Annotated in this window: 17 protein-coding genes; 6 read left to right on the top strand and 11 right to left on the bottom strand. The window is 63.2% G+C overall.

What is annotated here, in order from left to right:
* Positions 1–469 precede the first annotated feature (469 nt).
* Entirely contained in the window at positions 470–2,134 is a 1,665-nt protein-coding gene (locus C4K39_RS09295; RefSeq protein WP_124346188.1) for an electron transfer flavoprotein-ubiquinone oxidoreductase, read from the top strand.
* Between the two features lie 52 nt (positions 2,135–2,186).
* Here the strand turns inward: C4K39_RS09295 and C4K39_RS09290 are convergent, their stop codons facing one another.
* The gene (locus C4K39_RS09290) at positions 2,187–3,077 is read right to left on the bottom strand and encodes an AraC family transcriptional regulator (RefSeq protein WP_068577922.1); all 891 of its coding nucleotides are present in this window, start codon (positions 3,075–3,077) and stop codon (positions 2,187–2,189) included.
* Positions 3,078–3,259: 182 nt separating this feature from the next.
* Here C4K39_RS09290 and C4K39_RS09285 point away from each other — a divergent pair, with 182 nt between their 5' ends.
* On the top strand, positions 3,260–4,312 hold the full coding sequence (locus C4K39_RS09285) for an NAD(P)-dependent alcohol dehydrogenase (protein WP_068577924.1): 1,053 nt from the start codon (positions 3,260–3,262) through the stop codon (positions 4,310–4,312).
* Positions 4,313–4,361: 49 nt separating this feature from the next.
* Here C4K39_RS09285 and C4K39_RS09280 read toward each other — a convergent pair whose 3' ends face one another.
* The gene (locus C4K39_RS09280; protein ID WP_022643191.1) at positions 4,362–4,841 is read right to left on the bottom strand and encodes a GNAT family N-acetyltransferase; all 480 of its coding nucleotides are present in this window, start codon (positions 4,839–4,841) and stop codon (positions 4,362–4,364) included.
* Positions 4,842–5,018: 177 nt separating this feature from the next.
* Between C4K39_RS09280 and C4K39_RS09275 the strand changes: the two genes are divergently transcribed.
* The 4 genes from C4K39_RS09275 to C4K39_RS09260 all read left to right on the top strand — a co-directional run bounded on the left by C4K39_RS09275 (position 5,019) and on the right by C4K39_RS09260 (position 7,842).
* Entirely contained in the window at positions 5,019–5,660 is a 642-nt protein-coding gene (locus C4K39_RS09275; RefSeq protein ID WP_124346187.1) for an HD domain-containing protein, read from the top strand.
* Between the two features lie 114 nt (positions 5,661–5,774).
* Positions 5,775–6,989 carry an MFS transporter gene (locus C4K39_RS09270; RefSeq protein ID WP_124346186.1) on the top strand — a complete coding sequence of 405 codons (1,215 nt, stop codon included), beginning with the start codon at positions 5,775–5,777 and terminating at the stop codon, positions 6,987–6,989.
* Between the two features lie 84 nt (positions 6,990–7,073).
* A complete protein-coding gene (locus tag C4K39_RS09265; protein WP_068577929.1) occupies positions 7,074–7,400 on the top strand; it encodes a hypothetical protein in 327 nt (108 codons plus the stop codon).
* A gap of 61 nt (positions 7,401–7,461) precedes the next feature.
* The gene (locus C4K39_RS09260) at positions 7,462–7,842 is read left to right on the top strand and encodes a Rho termination factor N-terminal domain-containing protein (RefSeq protein ID WP_068577931.1); all 381 of its coding nucleotides are present in this window, start codon (positions 7,462–7,464) and stop codon (positions 7,840–7,842) included.
* A gap of 5 nt (positions 7,843–7,847) precedes the next feature.
* Here the strand turns inward: C4K39_RS09260 and C4K39_RS09255 are convergent, their stop codons facing one another.
* From C4K39_RS09255 to C4K39_RS09215, 9 genes are all read right to left on the bottom strand, one after another.
* Positions 7,848–8,768, bottom strand: a complete 921-nt coding sequence (locus tag C4K39_RS09255; RefSeq protein WP_124346185.1) for a PfkB family carbohydrate kinase — start codon at positions 8,766–8,768, stop codon at positions 7,848–7,850.
* The gene (locus tag C4K39_RS09250) at positions 8,761–10,227 is read right to left on the bottom strand and encodes a purine-cytosine permease family protein (RefSeq protein WP_068577935.1); all 1,467 of its coding nucleotides are present in this window, start codon (positions 10,225–10,227) and stop codon (positions 8,761–8,763) included. Before C4K39_RS09250 ends, C4K39_RS09255 begins: the two co-directional genes overlap by 8 nt.
* Before the next feature lie 162 nt (positions 10,228–10,389).
* A complete protein-coding gene (locus tag C4K39_RS09245) occupies positions 10,390–11,388 on the bottom strand; it encodes an ADP-ribosylglycohydrolase family protein (RefSeq protein ID WP_068577937.1) in 999 nt (332 codons plus the stop codon).
* Positions 11,385–12,098 (bottom strand): GntR family transcriptional regulator, encoded by a 714-nt coding sequence (locus C4K39_RS09240; protein ID WP_124346184.1) that lies wholly within the window; start codon positions 12,096–12,098, stop codon positions 11,385–11,387. The genes C4K39_RS09245 and C4K39_RS09240 overlap by 4 nt, the downstream gene beginning before the upstream one ends.
* Positions 12,099–12,167: 69 nt before the next feature.
* Positions 12,168–12,731, bottom strand: a complete 564-nt coding sequence (locus C4K39_RS09235) for a DUF1285 domain-containing protein (RefSeq protein ID WP_124346183.1) — start codon at positions 12,729–12,731, stop codon at positions 12,168–12,170.
* An 18-nt stretch (positions 12,732–12,749) separates the two neighbouring features.
* Positions 12,750–13,352, bottom strand: a complete 603-nt coding sequence (locus C4K39_RS09230) for a DUF4823 domain-containing protein (protein WP_124346182.1) — start codon at positions 13,350–13,352, stop codon at positions 12,750–12,752.
* A gap of 100 nt (positions 13,353–13,452) precedes the next feature.
* Entirely contained in the window at positions 13,453–14,421 is a 969-nt protein-coding gene (locus tag C4K39_RS09225; protein WP_124346181.1) for a GTP 3',8-cyclase MoaA, read from the bottom strand.
* Between the two features lie 139 nt (positions 14,422–14,560).
* Complete coding sequence (locus tag C4K39_RS09220; RefSeq protein WP_068577947.1) at positions 14,561–15,199, bottom strand: TetR/AcrR family transcriptional regulator; 639 nt, start codon at positions 15,197–15,199, stop codon at positions 14,561–14,563.
* A 739-nt stretch (positions 15,200–15,938) separates the two neighbouring features.
* Positions 15,939–16,730, bottom strand: a complete 792-nt coding sequence (locus tag C4K39_RS09215; RefSeq protein WP_068577949.1) for a TatD family hydrolase — start codon at positions 16,728–16,730, stop codon at positions 15,939–15,941.
* Positions 16,731–16,768: the final 38 nt, after the last annotated feature.

Genomic DNA, 16,768 nt, shown 5'->3' with positions numbered 1-16,768 from the left:
ACCTCCAAAAACGCCGGCGCACATAAGGTAGACGTTGCTCACGAGGTGATGACCGTTCGTCAGTGGTGACCGACGAGTCATTCATTATCGCGGCGTGTAAACTGCGCACTTTCAAGCTGCGCGGCCCGTCACCTTCACTGCCTTTGCCCTGCCTTTAGAGGTGCTCTTGAGACCAACAGTCAGCCTACGGCGAGCGCAAAACCGACCGTATCTTGACCGGAACACCTTTTCCGGTCAATACGGCAAAATGGCCGTTCATACGCCGCGCTTCTTTGATTTACCTGGCCTGCGGCAATTTCAAACAAACGTTTGTATTGGACGCTAGGAGTGGTGTAGATATAATGCGCCGCCCAGAGAGAAAGGTCGGCCGTCCCTCCCCTCTCCCCCCATCGGCGATGGGAGAAAGCGGGACGCAATGCCAAACCTCCAATTAGAAAAAACCGTTGAGCCTTGAGTAGGAGATAGCCTAGTGGAACGCGAATACATGGAATTCGACGTAGTCATCGTCGGTGCCGGCCCCGCAGGCTTGTCCGCCGCTTGCCGCCTGAAGCAGAAGGCTGCAGAAGCAGGCAAGGAAATCAGCGTCTGCGTCGTTGAAAAAGGCTCCGAAGTCGGTGCCCACATCCTTTCCGGCGCCGTGTTCGAACCACGGGCCCTGAACGAACTCTTCCCTGACTGGAAGGAACTGGGCGCCCCGCTCAACACCCCGGTCACCCGCGACGACATCTATGTCCTGCGCAACGGCGACGTCGCCACCAAGGTTCCCGACTTCTTTGTGCCCAAGACCATGCACAACGAAGGCAACTACATCATCTCCCTGGGCAACCTGTGCCGCTGGCTGGCCCAGCAGGCCGAGAACCTGGGCGTGGAGATCTACCCAGGCTTCGCCGCCCAGGAAGCCCTGATCGACGAAAACGGTGTGGTCCGCGGCATCCTCACCGGCGACATGGGCGTGGATCGCGAAGGCCATCCCAAGGACGGCATGTACACCCCGGGCATGGAACTGCGCGGCAAGTACACCCTGTTCGCCGAAGGCTGCCGTGGCCATATCGGCAAGCAGCTGATCAAGCGCTTCAACCTGGACAGCGACGCCGACGCCCAGCACTACGGCATCGGCCTCAAGGAAATCTGGGAAATCGACCCGGCCAAGCACCAACCGGGCCTGGTGGTACACACCGCCGGCTGGCCGCTGGACATCATGGGCACCGAGAACACCGGCGGCTCCTTCCTCTATCACCTGGAGAACAACCAGGTGGTGGTCGGCCTGATTGTCGACCTGTCCTACTCCAACACCTACCTGTCGCCGTTCGATGAATTCCAGCGCCTCAAGCACCACCCGGTACTCAAGCAGTACCTGGAAGGTGGCAAGCGCATCAGCTACGGCGCCCGCGCCATTTGCAAGGGCGGCCTGAACTCGCTGCCGAAGATGGTGTTCAAGGGCGGCGCGCTGATCGGCTGCGACCTGGGCACCCTGAACTTCGCCAAGATCAAGGGCAGCCACACTGCCATGAAGTCCGGCATGCTGGCCGCCGATGCCGTGGCCGATGCGCTGCTGGCCGGTTCCGAAGGCGCCGACGAGCTCAACAGCTACGTCAGCGCATTCAAGTCCAGCTGGCTGCATGACGAGCTGTTCGCCAGCCGTAACTTCGGCCCGGCGATCCACAAGTTCGGCGCCATCGTCGGTGGTGGCTTCAACTGGGTCGACCAAAACCTGTTCGGCGGCAAGCTGCCGTTCACCCTGCACGACACCAAGCCGGACTACGCCTGCCTCAAGCTGGCCAAGGACTGCGTGAAGATCGACTACCCGAAACCCGACGGCAAGCTGAGCTTCGACAAATTGAGCTCGGTGTTCATCTCCGGTACCAACCACGAAGAAGAGCAGCCTTGCCACCTGAAGCTCACCGACCCGAGCATCCCCCTGGGCCGCAACCTGCCGCTGTACGACGAGCCAGCCCAGCGCTACTGCCCGGCCGGCGTGTACGAAGTGGTCACCCAGGAAGACGGCGAGAAGCGCTTCCAGATCAACGCCCAGAACTGCGTGCACTGCAAGACCTGTGACATCAAGGACCCTGCGCAGAACATCACCTGGGTCACCCCGGAAGGCTCCGGCGGCCCGACCTACCCGAACATGTAAGTCGACGCCCTGCGAAAAGGCCCCCATATGGGGGCCTTTTTCATTCCAGCGCTCAAGCCGCGCGCTCATCCCCCGGGCTGCGCTCGAAGTAACGCTTGTACTCGCGGCTGAATTGCGAGGTGCTCTGGTAACCCACCCTGTGGGCCACCTGGGCCACGCCCAACCCCTCTCCCAGCAGCAATTGCTGGGCCTTGAGCAGCCGCAAGCGCTTGAGGTACTGCACCGGCGACAACAAGGTGCTGCGCTTGAAATGCTCATGGAAAGCCGAGGTACTCATATTGGCGCAGCGGGCCAGGGTCTCGACGTTCAACGGCTCGGTGTAGTGCTGGTGCAAATGGTTGAGCGAGGCGGCGACCCGGGCGAAATGCCCCTGCTGCTCCACCAGCGCCCGCAAGGCTTCGGCCTGGGGTCCGCGCAAGGCGGCGAACAGCAGCTCACGGACCCGCGCCGGCCCCATGACCTTGCACTCCAGGGGATCGTGCAGGCAGCGCAACAAGCGCTCCACACAACCGCGCATGCTGTCGTCGAGGACCACCGAGGTCATGGACTCCAGGGTCTGCGCCGCGGCTGCGGGTCCATCGCCGATGCCCATGGCCAGCACCAGTTCCCTGAGCACGGCGCGGTCGATACCGATGGAGATTCCCAGCAGCGGCGCGTTGGGCAAGGCGAAGGTTTCGCACTCGAACGGCACCGACAGCGCCTGGATCAGGTAATGCCCGGCACCGTACTCCAGGGTCCGAGTGCCCAGGTACGCAAGCTTGCTGCCCTGGACGATGATCATCAGGCTCGGCTCGTAGATCTGCGGCCCCCGGGCCACATCGCGGCTGGCCCGCAGCACCTGGATCCCGGGCAAGGCAGTAGCGGCGAAGCCCTCGCGACTGGCCAGGGGCTCGAGCAGCGCGACCAGGGGGGCATTGGCGTCCAGATGGCGGGTCAACAACATGTGGGCAAACTTCATGCAAGGGAGGGGATGCCAGCATCATCGCAGGTCCGTTGGCCAATGCCCCGTGAAAACCGTCGATGGCGGAGGATTAGGCATGACATGCCGAGGAATCGCCATGGTTGCCCGCAAGCCTCGCGCCGACAATGCGCCGCCTCACTTGTCAGCGCTTTGCGAGGTCCACCATGTACACCGCCATCGGTTATGCCGCCCAGTCGGCCACCACTCCCCTCGCCCCCATGAGCTTCCAGCGGCGCAGCCCGCGCCCGGACGACGTGGCCATCGAGATCCTCTACTGCGGCGTCTGCCACTCCGATATCCACCAGGCCCGCAACGAATGGGGCATCGCCGTGTACCCGCTGATGCCGGGCCATGAAATCATCGGCCGGGTCACCGCCGTCGGCTCCAGCGTCAGCCTGCACAAGGTCGGCGACCTGGTCGGCGTCGGCTGCATGGTGGACTCCTGCCGCCAGTGCGAGGCCTGCGCCGCCAACCTGGAACAATACTGCCTGCAGGGTCCGACACTGACCTACGCCTCGCCAGACCGGATCGATGGCAGCAACACCATGGGTGGCTATTCCGACAGCATCGTGGTCAGCGAGCATTTCGTGGTGCGCATCCCCGAGTCCCTGGACCCGGCCAGCGCCGCGCCGATCCTCTGCGCCGGCATCACCACCTACTCGCCGCTCAAGCACTACGGCGTCAAGGCCGGGGACAAGGTGGGGATTCTCGGCATGGGCGGCCTGGGCCACATGGGCATCAAGTTCGCCAAGGCCCTGGGGGCCGAAGTGACCTTGTTCACCCGCTCGGCGAGCAAGGCCGAGGAAGCCCGGCAACAAGGCGCGGATCACGTGATCGTGTCCACCGACCCGGCGCAGATGCAGGCCGCGGCCGGGCAGTTCGACTTCCTCCTGGACACCATCCCGGTGGCCCACGACCTCAATCCCTACCTCGACACCCTGCGCTTTGACGGCGTGCACATCCTGGTGGGCCTGATCGAACCGGTGGACCCGGCACTGCACGCCGGCAAGCTGGTAATGGGCCGCCGGGTGCTGGCCGGCTCGTTGATCGGCGGCATCGCCGAAACCCAGGAAGTGCTGGATTTCTGCGCCGAGCACGGCATCCGTTGCGACATCGAGATGCTGGATATCCGCCAGATCAACCAGGCCTACGAGCGCATGATCAAGGGCGACGTGAAATACCGCTTCGTGATCGACATGGCGACCCTCAAGGCCTGAGTCGACCTTGAGTGCGGCGCCAGCGACCCGGATCGCTGGCGCCCGCGCTTCAGCCGCGGGCGAAGGCCCGCAGCACCTCGCCATCCATGCGGTACTTGACCCATTCCTCCTGGGGCTGCGCACCCAGGGACTTGTAGAACTGGATCGCCGGTTCATTCCACTCCAGCACACTCCACTCGAAACGCCCGCAATCGTTGTCGCAGGCGATCTGCGCCAGATGCCGCAACAGTTGCTTGCCGGCCCCTCCGCCACGCTGCTCGGGGGTGATGTAGAGATCCTCCAGGTACAGACAGTTGCTGCCCAGCCAGGTGGAATAGCTGAAGAAGAACACCGCGAAACCGATCGGTACGCCGTCGCGCAGGCACATCAGGCCATGGGCCGTGGCGCCTTCGCTGAACAGGCTGCGCTCGATATCGGCGACGCTGGCGATCACCTCGTGACGGGCTCGCTCGTAGTCGGCGAGTTCGGTGATGAACGCAAGGATCTGCAGGGCATCGCTGGGCAGCGCAGGACGGATTTCGACGGTCATCGGCGGTTCTCATGGCGGAATCAGGTCGGCCATATTAGAACGACAGCCGAAAGACATGCACGGGCATTTATCCACCATCGGCTATCCCTGCGTGCCGGCCTTGCGCCGCATCGACACTTATCGTCACCAGCGCCAGCGGTTAGAGTGACGACCCCACCGCCAACCGGAGCCTGCCCCATGACTTTCGCGCCCCTGGAACCCTTGGCTGCCAGCCTGCTGCCCCATGCCTTCGAACCCCACGACGACGGCGCCCACGACCTGTCCCACCTGTATCGGGTGTGGAGCAATGTCCGGCGCATCGCCGCAGAGGAAGGCGGCGACCTGCGCCTGCTGCTGGCCGCGACCCTGCTCCATGACTGCGTGAACGTGGAAAAAAGCTCGCCGCTGCGCTCCCAGGCTTCGCGGCTCTCGGCCCAGCGGGCACGGCAGGTCCTGGCCGACTTGCACTGGAGCGCCAGCGATATCGAGGCCGTGGCCCATGCCATCGCCGCCCACAGTTTTTCCGCCGGGCTGACACCGACTACCCTGGAAGCGCGAATCCTCCAGGATGCCGATCGCCTCGACTCCCTGGGCGCGCTCGGCGTGGCTCGCACTTTCTATGTCTCGGGGCGCCTGGGCCGAGCCCTGTACGACCCGGCCGACCCACGGGCCAGACAACGCGAACTGGATGACTCGCGCTTCACCCTGGACCACTTCCAGAGCAAGCTGCTGCACTTGGCCGAAGGCTTCCAGACCACCACTGGCAGCAAACTGGCCCAGGTCCGGCATGAACGCCTTGAACGCTTTCGGCGCGAGTTGCTGGAGGAAATCGGCCAGTAGCACCCTCATTCACTCCGCTGCCGACTGATCCTGAGGCGGTGAGTAATGGAACAATCACTGGCTACAGACGTGTTAGAAAGCCCCGCACAACGACAAGCACAAAGAGGCGCTTTCATGTCCCCCTGCACGCCCCCGTCACCTCGGGTTTTCGACCCGTTGTTCGGGCTGTTCTGCCTGGGCAGCTACCTGCTGTCCCTGTCCTATGGCTCGACCTTCCTCCTCTCGCTGCTGATCAGCAGCCACGGCGGCAACGAGCATGACGCCGGCCGGGTGATTTCCGTGGCGATGCTCAGTACCTTCGTTGCGGTGATCGCCTCCGGGCACCTGGCGGACTGGCTCGGCGCTGCGCGCTCGGTGGCCTGCTTCGGCAGCCTGCTGGTCATCGCCTGCCTGGGCTTCGCCCTGACGCCCGGCGTCGGGCCCGCACTGTTGTGCTTCGGCTTGATCCTTGGCCTGGGTTGGGGAGTGTTCTACACCCTGGGACCGATCATCGTCGCCATGCTGGTCGCCCCCTCGCAGCGCCCACGCTACTTCGCCCTGTTGTCGGGCAGCATGATGAGCGGCATCGGCTCCGCTCCACTGCTCGGGCGCCTGGCCAGTGCCCTGGGATATCCCCTGAGCAGCAGCTTTTTCCTTGCCGCCGCAGCCAGCCTGCTAGGTGTGCTGATCTTCTGGCGACTGGCTGGCCACCTGCAGCGGCGTACCGACCACCTGGGTACCGCAGCGGCACGAATCACCTGGACCGGCACCCTCCGGGTACTGACCTCCAGGGCCCTGTTCCCGATCCTGATGGTGGGCCTGGGAGGTTGCGTGTTCGGCGGCCTGTCGAGCTTCCAGACCAGCTATGGCCCCTCCCGGGGCGTGGACTACTCACTGTTCTTCATTGGTTTCATGAGCGCGGCCATCGCCAGCCGGATGCTGATTGCCGGCATCGTGGTCAAACGCGATCCGTACTGGGCCGCGTGCCTGTTGTCGGGATTGATGATGGTGTCGATCCTGCTGTTCCTGTCGGTGGTGGACAGCAGCGCCAGCTACCTGCTGGCCGCCATGGCACTGGGCATCGGCTATGGCCTGACCTACTCGGTGATCAACGGCCAGGCAGCCAATGAAGCGCCACCGGGCCACACCTCGCAGGCATTGCTGCTGTTCAGCCTGTCCTACTTCATTGGCGTATTCGGCTTCCCGTGGCTGGCCGGACGGATCATCGTCGAAGCCGGAATCCAGGCATTGCTGCTAGGCGTGCTGGCGATCGCCACAGTGAACTGGCTGATCGCGCTTGGCCGCCTGGGCTGGAGCTACCGGCTTCGATCCCGGGCGGCCCAGGCCTGACACCGTTCGTCGATCACCCGGCACCAATCGCGGGCCAGGGCAGACCAATATCAGGTAGCGACTCTAACGAATGGAGGCGACATCATGATCAAGGTCCAACTCTCTGCCCTGGTCCTGGCCGGACTGCTGTCCAGCGCGGCCATGGCCGGCTCCACCGGCCCCACCAACCCCGTGGAAGGCCCCAAATCCCCGGCTACCCAAGGCTCACCGAAGATCAACATCAACCCGCCGACCATGGACGAAGGCTCGTTGCCACCAGCCACCGGCACCGATCCACGGATCCAGGGCAACGACAACGGCCGCCAGGGCGGCGCCGGCACCCTGGACTCCGGGACACCGGACAACGGCAAAAGCGGCACCGGCTCCAAGACCACCACCGGCGGCTCGGGCTCCGAAGGCAGCAATCAGTAACGGGCCATTCGCGCTGTCATCTAGCCAGTCCTGCTTGCCAGGATCCAAGAGGAAAGACGCCATGACTCGAGGAAGCAAAGCCAAGTACACCCTGGCCCAGCGGCGCAAGGCGGCGGCCATCGAGGCCAGCTATGAAGAACGCGGCCTGCCCCCGGAGGAGGCCGAAGCCAGGGCCTGGGCCACGGTCAACAAGCAGTCCGGCGGCGGCGAGCGGGCCGGGGGCTCCGGCAGGGACAAGAACCCGACGGACAAGGCCCGGGCCCGCAGCGACTCAGCCCGGCGCGCAGCCGCGAGCCGCCAGGGCCACCCACGTAACAGCAAGGCGTCGCTGGCCACCCAGACCAGGGACAGCCTGCTCCAGGAAGCACGGGTAAAGAACATTGCGGGACGCTCGCGCATGCGCAAGCAGGAATTGATCGAAGCCTTGTGCCAGGCTGGCTAAGCGGATCAGCAAGCCCGCAGCATGGCCTCAACTTCTGCAGTGCCCGGCGCCGTGGCCGGCCCCCGGCGGGTAACCGCCAGGGCTGCCGCGGCGTTGGCCCGGCGAGCGGCTGCCAGGGGCGCGTAGCCCGCCGCGAGGGCCGCGACAAAGACCCCAGCGTGGGCATCACCGGCCCCATTGCTGTCCAGCGCTTCGACCTGAAACCCGGGCACCAGGGCATGTCGCCCCTGCTGGCTGATCCAGCACCCCCGGGGACCATCACGCAGCACCAGCAAAGCCTCGGGTGCCAGGCGCATGGCCAAGTGCTCCAAGGCACTGTCGATATCCAGGCACCCGGTGAATTGCAGCGCCTCGGCGCGATTGCTGCTCCAGATACCCACCCGAGGCAGCAGGGCCGCTATCAGCGATGGTTCCACCGAGCCCAGTAGAGGTCCCGGATCGAACATCAGCGGCAGGTCGCTTGGCAGGGCCAGCAACCAGTCGAGCAAAGCCTGGGCCTTGCTCGCCTGCAGCAGGCTGTAGCCACTGACATAGACATAATCATCGGCCGCCACCCGGACCTGCGCCAGGTCCTCGGTGGACAGCTCGCCCTCGGCACCGATATGGGAAATGAAGGTGCGCTCGGCACTGGCGTCGGTCAGGACCACACACAAGCCGGTATCGGCGCCAGGACTGCACGCCAGGCTCATCTGGATGCCTTCGCGCTGCATCGCCTCGCGCGCCAGGTCACCGAAGCGCCCCTGGCCATGGCGCCCCAGGTAGACCACCGGCAAGCCGTTACGCGCCGCCGCCGCCATGACATTGAAACCGCCACCGGCATCGAAGCGTGCCGACTCGGCCAACACCTCGCCCCCCGGCGCCGGCAGGCATTCCACCGGCATCGCCAGATCGACAATGACCTGGCCGCTATGAAGCAGCCTAGGCATTGGCATTCTCGGCAAAACCGGCACGCCGGTCCCGCGCCCCGCCCAGCAACCCATAACCACCACCGGCCACCAGGAACGTGACAACCCAGCCCAGGCCGTTCTGGCCTAGCCATGAATTGGCCAGAGGCCCGGTGAACCAGACATCCTCGGCGGTGGTGCCAATGCTGGTGAAGCAAAAACCCAGGACGATCGCCAGCAACCAGGCGCCGAAGGCGCGCCATTCGATACCGCCCTGGTACCAGTAGGCACTGGTGGGGCTGACATCCAGCAAGTCGGCGGCGCTGTAGTGGTGACGGTGGACCAGGTCCATCACGAAGATCCCCACCCAGGCGGTGATGGGTACCGCCAGCAGGGAAATGAAGCTGATGAAGGGGCCATAGAAGCTGTCGGCGATCAGCATGAAGTAGATCGAGCCGATGAAGATCGCCACGATGTCCACCAGCACCGCATAGACACGCTTGACCTTCAGGCCCAGGGTCAATGCGGTGAGGCCGGCGGAATACACCGACAGGTTGTTCGACAGCAGCAGCCCGCCGAAGGCGGCGACCAGGTAAGGCACGGCCATCCAGGTCGGCAGCATGTCGCGGATGGCAATGATCGGATCGACTGCCGAGGCCAGGTGATCATTGCCCACCGACAGCAAGCCCCCCAACGTGATCAAAAGTACCAGCGGAATGCCGGCACCGAAGGCGGCCGAGGCCACCAGGCGGCCGGCGGTGACCGAGCGCCGCTGATAACGCGACATGTCCGCCCCGGAGCTGGCCCAGCCGATACCGGTACCCGCGGCCATGGTGCCGATGCCGATCAACACGGCGCTCATGGGTGCTGGAGCTGCATTGAACACGGCGGTCCAGTCGATGGTGGCGCAGAGAAACCCGCCCACCAGCACGTTCAATGCGCCAAAACCATAGGTGGCCCACTTCTGGATCAGCAGCAAGGTGGCGTGACCCAGGCCCGATACGCTCAGGGTCAGCAGCACGAAAATGGCGATGAACAGCAGGGTCAGCAAAGGTGCATCCTTCGCCGACGCCGGGGTCTGGAACAGGATCGAACTCAGGGACAGCAGGACGAAGGCGGCCGTGGTGGTATTCACCGTTTCCCAGCCCACCCGGGACAGCATCGACACCAGGGTCGGGCCAATATTACCCCGCACCCCGAAGATCGCCCGTGACAGCGTGAGGCTGGGAGCCCGCCCCCGCCGACCGGCCACCGAGATCAGGCCGACCACGGCGAACGAGCCCACCGAGCCGAGGAACGCCACCAGCAGTACCTGCCAGATCGACAAGCCACGAAACGCTACCAGCGTCGCCCCCAGGGGCAAGCCGAGAATACTGATATTGGCTGCGAACCAGACCCAGAACAGTTGTAGCGGATGGCCGTCGCACTCCGCCTCGGGGACGGGTTCGATGCCACGGGTCTCCAGTTGCCCGGCACCCTGCCCGGCTGTCGATGAACTCATCGGTAACGCTCCTGTTGCCGTTGTTATGGTCTTAGGCAATTTCGGAAGTCGCTGAACATCCCGGCATTCCTGGCCGTATCCAGAGCCGCCAGCCGCAGCGGGCGAGCTCAGGGCTTTCCATAGCGGTCGGCGGCTGGCCGACGGTGCAACGGCCTTGGCGAATCAGCGCAAGGCCAGCAGTTGTTCTACCAGAGGCTGCAGATCCAGTTTATTGACCTGCCGCACCAAGGCGATCAGATCGCCAGGCCAGCCGTCCAGGCCCAGGCAGGCGCCGAGCATGGCGCCGAGGATCGCGGCAATCGTGTCGGTGTCGCCGCCCAGGCTGGCGGCCAGGCACAGCGCCTCGAAAGCCGCCAGCTGCCCCAGCGCCACTTGTCCGGCCAGGGCAAAACTCACCACCACCGACTCCTGGGAGGCCACCGAGGTACCAATCAGTTCATACAGCGTCCGGGTGAACCGGGCCTTGTCGCCATCGACCCGCAAGGTCGCGGCCCACTCCAGGCGGGCAGCGATGCTCGCGCCGGCCACCCAGTAACCGTGCGCCTCGGCCTGGCGGGCAAGCCGCATCCCCAGGGCAAGGGCCTCGACCAGCGGCGCCCCGTTGATGCCCGCAGACACCACCGCGGCCACTGCCGCTGCGCTGGCAATGCCCAGGCTGGTGTTATGGGTCACCTGGCAGGCCTGGGCCACGGCCTGGACAAAGGCCTGCGGCTCGGCAACATCGGTAGCGATCGCCACCGGGGTGATGCGCATGGCTGCACCATTGGTGGTGCCATAACGCCCCGACTCCTCCACCGAATACCCGGCGAGGATCATCTCAATGGCATGTTTGGTGGAAGGCCCCAGCAGATCCTGGGAACCCTTGGCTCGCATGGCGGCTTCCCATTCGACCAGGCCCTGCGCCAGCTCTTGCGGATCGATCCGGCCTCGCCCCTGCACCAGCAGGCGCCCGACCAGGATCGCCTGCTCGGTGTCATCGGTGATCGAGCCCTTGGGCATGTTGGCGGCGATCGGCTGGTCCGGGCCGGCATCCTCCAGGGTATGGATGCTGCCGAAACGTTGGCGGATCTGCTCATGGCTCAGGGACTGGGTCGGCATCCCCAGGGCGTCGCCCAAGGCCAGTCCGTAGAAAGCTCCCAGCGCACGCTGGATGGGGCTCACAGCAAATCCCCGAATTGCAGGTGCATGCGAAAATGCTGCGGGTCCAGGAGGCTCTCGACCTGCTCCATGAAACGGCCCTGGCGGTCATAGGTGGTACGCAGGGCCTTGAGGAACACTTCACCGGTGGCCCGCCCCAGCAACTCGGCGTCCTCGGCACTCAACGGCTCGGCGCCGATCCATTGGTCACCGCGCTCGCCGATATAGCCATAGGCGGCCAGGGTGATGGTCAGGGAATCATCGATCAGGCCGACCCGAGGCAGGCCTTCCAGCTCGCCGGATGCAGGGATCAGCGAACGCTCAAGGGACAGTACCCGGCCATCGGTGCTGCGACGCCGGCGATCCAGGGCGATGAACCGGTCAGTGCCCAGGCGATGCTTGAGGTCCGGACGACAGATCGCCTCTAAGCGCAACACCTCGGTGTTGATCAGTGCGCCGCTGTCGGCCAGGGCCTGGGCCCAGCCATGGTTTTGGTCCAGTGCGACGCCGTCGAAGGTGACGATGGAGCCCACCCCGCTCTGCGTGGCAATGTAATTACGTCGCTTGAGCTCAGCCAGGGCCTCGCGCAGGGTGCCACGGCTGACACCGAACTCCTCGGCCAGGCGATGCTCTCCCGGTAGCTGGAAGCCGTCCTCCATCAGGCCGCTTTCAATGCGCCGGATCAGCTCGTCGACCACCCTTTTTTTCTTATCGAATCGGACATGTTTGATCATGTCGGATTTGATACATGAAAGGCCGGATCAAGAGCAAGAAATATATTCTTACAACAGTCCGGGCGCGGCTCAAGGCTCCGCGCCAATGGGGAAAAATACCCCGCCGCTCCACACCCCAAGCCAGCTCCGGCCGTCCAGGACGCGAGCCTGCGCCAGTTCCACCAACTGGTAGAAAACATTGCGATGGATCAGCGCCTCGAGATTGTGTCGGATGTGGATATAAGGCGCCGGTTCCCCGGTTTGCGGGTCAACCTCTACCCGCAGCGGATGCTCGCTGCCGGCACACACCTGCTCATCGACATTAGTGAAAAAACGCAGCTCCTGCTCCTCGCCTCGCCCCTCTACTTCCAGGGTCACCGCGACAAAGGGCGCGTCATCGACCTTGATCCCGACCTTCTCCACCGGGGTGACGAGGAAGTAGTCGTCACCATCGCGGCGGATGATGGTGGAGAACAACTTGACCATGGGCTTGCGGCCGATGGGCGTACCCAGGTAGTACCAGGTTCCGTCGCGGGCGATACGCATGTCGATATCGCCGCAGAACTCGGGATTCCACGAATGGACCGGCGGTAAACCCTTTTCAGCCTTGGGAATCTGCGCCAGCAAATCGTTGGCCTTGCCTGGACCACTCATACCACTCTCCTCCTTGCTTCAGTCGCTCAACCCCAACAGGCCACGAGCGTATTGCTGCAGGGGTGGGCCGAGCAAGTCTTGCGGCTTGTTGTCATGGAACGTCAGTAAACCGCCGCGACTGCGCATGCGCGCGGAATCGATCAGGTACTGAGTGCTGGTTTCGATCAGCATGATCTGGATGGTACTGGTGTCGACCCCCAGGCGATCCACCGCTTCCTGGTCCAGCCATTCGTCAGAGTTGCCGATGCGGTCATCGGCCTTGGCGAACCGCGCATAGAGCAGGTAATGCGCGCCCTGGCTCCGAGCTTCGGCCATGGCTTCATTGAGGCCTTCCGGAGCCTTGGCCCGGCGGACCATCGGGAAATACTCGATAAAGCCGTTGAAGGCTTCCTCAGCCACTACGTTAGGTCGCGGATAAGCGCTGCCAGGCGGCACAAAGTGCCCTTGGGCGATGAAAATGTACGAATCGGGTTGAATGCGAAACGAACTGGTACGCCGGGTATCGCTATGATCGAGCATCCCCGCATCGCTCAGGTGGTAGCGCACCCCTTCGCCCATATCACTGACATTCATGCAGCCGCCAAGCGCCAAAAAGGCCAGCAGCAAAACCAGGCTACGCATCCTACCCTCCAAAATCCGGTGACGGAAAACCGGCGAATTGCCACGAGATGCAGCTTCCGCGCCAGCTCTACTATCGAAGGGAATGGCAGCTACCCAAGGGTCAACCACCAATGATCTTCATTACCGTGGCGCCACCGGAAAATGCCACGTCCTGCTTGTCGCCCAAGGCCTTGACCAACAACCGCTGTAGAGCTGGCAGGGCTTGATGACGCGGTTTGTCCAGCAAGTCGCCGACATAGTGGCGGTTGCTCGAGGACAGGCAGCCGTGCAGCCAGCCGGTGGACGACAGGCGCAAGCGCGAGCAGGTCCGGCAAAATGGAACGCTTTCGTTGGCGATCACGCCGAAGTGGCCCAGGCCGGGGATTTCATAGCGCACAGCAGTGGCGTCCAGCGGCGCCTCGGCTTGCAGGTATTCGTAACGCTGGCCGATCAGCTCCAGCAGTTGCCGCAAGCTGACAAACTGCTGCACAAAGGCATTGCCATCGCTGGCCAGGTGGCCCATGCGCATCAACTCGATGAAGCGCAGCTCGTAGCCCTGTTCCAGGCAGTAATCGAGCAGCGGCATGACCTGGTCCAGGTTCTGCCCCCGCAGCGGCACCATATTGACCTTGACCTTCAAGCCTGCCGCACGCGCCTGCGAGAGGCCATCAAGCACTGTGGCCAAGTCACCACCACGGGCAATGCTGCGAAAAGCCGCGGCATCCAAGGTATCGAGGGAAACGTTGATGCGCCGGATGCCGGCATCGAGCAGCAGCGGCAATTTGCGCGCGAGCAGTTGGCCATTAGTGGTCAGGCTGATGTCCTCCAGGCCCATCTGCCCTACAGCCGCCATGAAGGATTCCAGCTTGGGACTGACCAGCGGCTCGCCGCCAGTGATGCGCAAGCGCTCGATACCGGCGGCCTCGATCAGATACGCCACGCCCCGCGCCATCGCCTCGGCCGACAACTCGTCCTGGGCAGCCACCAGCCGCTTGCCATTGGGCACGCAGTAGGTACAGGCGTAGTTGCACGCAGACGTCAGGCTGATCCGCAAGTTGCGAAAGCGCCTGCCTTGACGATCGACGATCATGGATGACTCCGGCGTAAGAAGGGAGAGGCGCGCAAAACCTGACTCAAAAATCAGGTTTCAGCAAGTCCCAAGCCTGAGTATATTCCTCGGACACTGCGCCATACAGAGCACTGATGGCGCAATCCAACGCTTGAGCGCGTCAGTGGTTCGAGGTGTCGGGGTCGCGCTTGCGCTTGTTGCCCATGCGCACGCCGATGTCCATCAGGAACTGGAAGAAGCCTTCCTGGTCTTCCAGCACATTGCTCCAGAACGGCGAGTGGTACAGCGCCACGGCACCGTGGACCAATGCCCAGGAGGCGCAGTAATGGAAGTACGGAGGCACGTCTTCCAGCTTGCCTTCGCTGATACGGCCCTTGATCAGCAGGGTCAGGCGCTCGAAGTTGGAAGCACGGATCTTGTGCAGTTCCTCGACCATCTCCGGAACCTGGTTGCCCTTGACCACCTTCTCTTCCAGGCGGTCGAACAACCGGTAGCGCTGCGGGTCGCGCATGCGGAACTCGAAGTAGGCCCGGGACAGGGCCTCCTTGTCCTTGTCGACATCGGCAGAGTGCAGCAACTCGTTCAAATCCCGCTCATAGTCGAGCATCAGGCGCAGGTAGATTTCCGCCTTGGACTTGAAGTGCTTGTAGATGGTCCCTTTGCCGATACCCACGGCATCCGCAATCATCTCGACGGTGACGCTGTCTTCACCTTGATCGAGGAACAGCTTGAGCGCGGTATCGAGAATTTCTTGCTCACGGCGACGAAATTCACGGACCTTACGAGGTTCTTTCTGCATAAGAAAAGGTCTGTTCGGGGTCAAAATCGAAGCCGCGTATTATGCCTAACTTGCGCCAAAATGCACGGATCATCCGTCGTTGCCACGGTTTCCGACACAAAACTCGATCTGCTGGAAGCCCCCGGAGTGAGCCTGAAAAACCCGCTATCGCCCATGGATACTGGGGCCAAAGGCAGTTCCAGAAGCAAACATCGGGCGAGTCAAAGGCTCGAATCAGACTACAAGGTCCAGCCTTTCCTACAGCAAGAACCCATGACCACTCAAAGCCTAGTGCTCGACGAAAATAATGCAACGAGTCGCGATTCCAACATGCGGGCTACCAGACAAGCCCGATTCGACTGTATCAGTCGCAATGCAAAGCAGGGACAAGCACGGTTCTGTAGCCAGGGTGATGAGTGCTTGCTAAAAAACGGCCAGAACGGCCTATTTCACCGAAAAAGAAGGCAGATCCGGCTATTTTCAACGAAGCAATGCGCAATCCTGCAACAGGCCCGGCAAGTGAGAACTCATGGGAAGCGCTCGTATTCCAAATTTGTTTAAAAAACGAGCAGGGGTAACTGGACTCAATACGATAGTGATCAATACTTGAAATGTCGGCGGGACATCTCCCCCAAGTGAAACGCCGATCTAGGTACCGAAGGACCGCGTGCCTTAGTTTTACTCCTAATGGTCTTAACCCGGATTCACCCCCCAGAACCCGGGTTTTTTTTGCCTGGAATTTGCCGCGCCGGCGCGCGCCTCAGATTGCGCTCTTGACCCTGGCCAAGGGAAACAGGCGCTTGAAGTTCGCCGTGGTCTGTTCGGCAAACGCCTCATAGGACTCACCGCGCAACATGGCCAGGAACTCCGCCACTTCACGCACGTACTGCGGCAAGTTGGGCTTGCCACGATAAGGTATGGGTGCCAGGTACGGCGAATCGGTCTCCACCAGCAGGCGGTCGGCCGGCACTTGCCGCGCTACGTCGCGCAGGGCATCGGCATTGCGGAACGTCACGATTCCCGACAGGGAAATGTAGAACCCAAGATCCAGGGCCGCCTTGGCCATGTCCCAATCCTCGGTGAAGCAATGCAGCACTCCAGCGTTGGGCAATGCCGCTTCGCGCAACAACGCCAGGGTGTCGGCACGGGCGCCCCGGGTATGCACGACCACTGGCTTGCCGGTCTGCTGGGCGGCCTGCAGGTGCAGGCGAAACGATGCTTGCTGCAACTGGGCAGCTTCGGGTTCGTAGTGATAGTCCAGGCCGGTCTCGCCAATGGCCACCACACGCGGATGGTTCAACTCGTCCAGCAGCCAGTCCAGGGCCGGCGCAGCCCCCGGCTGCACGTCCAAGGGATGCACCCCCACTGAACAATCGACATCGTCATAGCGGTCGGCCAGGGCCTTGACGTCCGCCGCATTGTCGGCACTCACGCCGATGCACAGGAAATGCCCCACGCCACGCTGGCGGGCCGCTGCCAGTGCGGCATCAAGGGAGCCATCATGGGCGGCAAGGTCGAGGCGATCGAGGTGGCAATGGGAATCTACAAGCATAGGGCTACAACTGCATCCGATGAATGAAAGGCCGGAGG

The organism is Pseudomonas sessilinigenes (assembly GCF_003850565.1).
In the GTDB taxonomy this organism is placed as follows: Bacteria; Pseudomonadota; Gammaproteobacteria; order Pseudomonadales; family Pseudomonadaceae; genus Aquipseudomonas; species Aquipseudomonas sessilinigenes.
The sequence above is the reverse complement of the archived record's forward strand: the minus strand, read 5'-3'. Positions and strand labels throughout refer to the sequence as shown.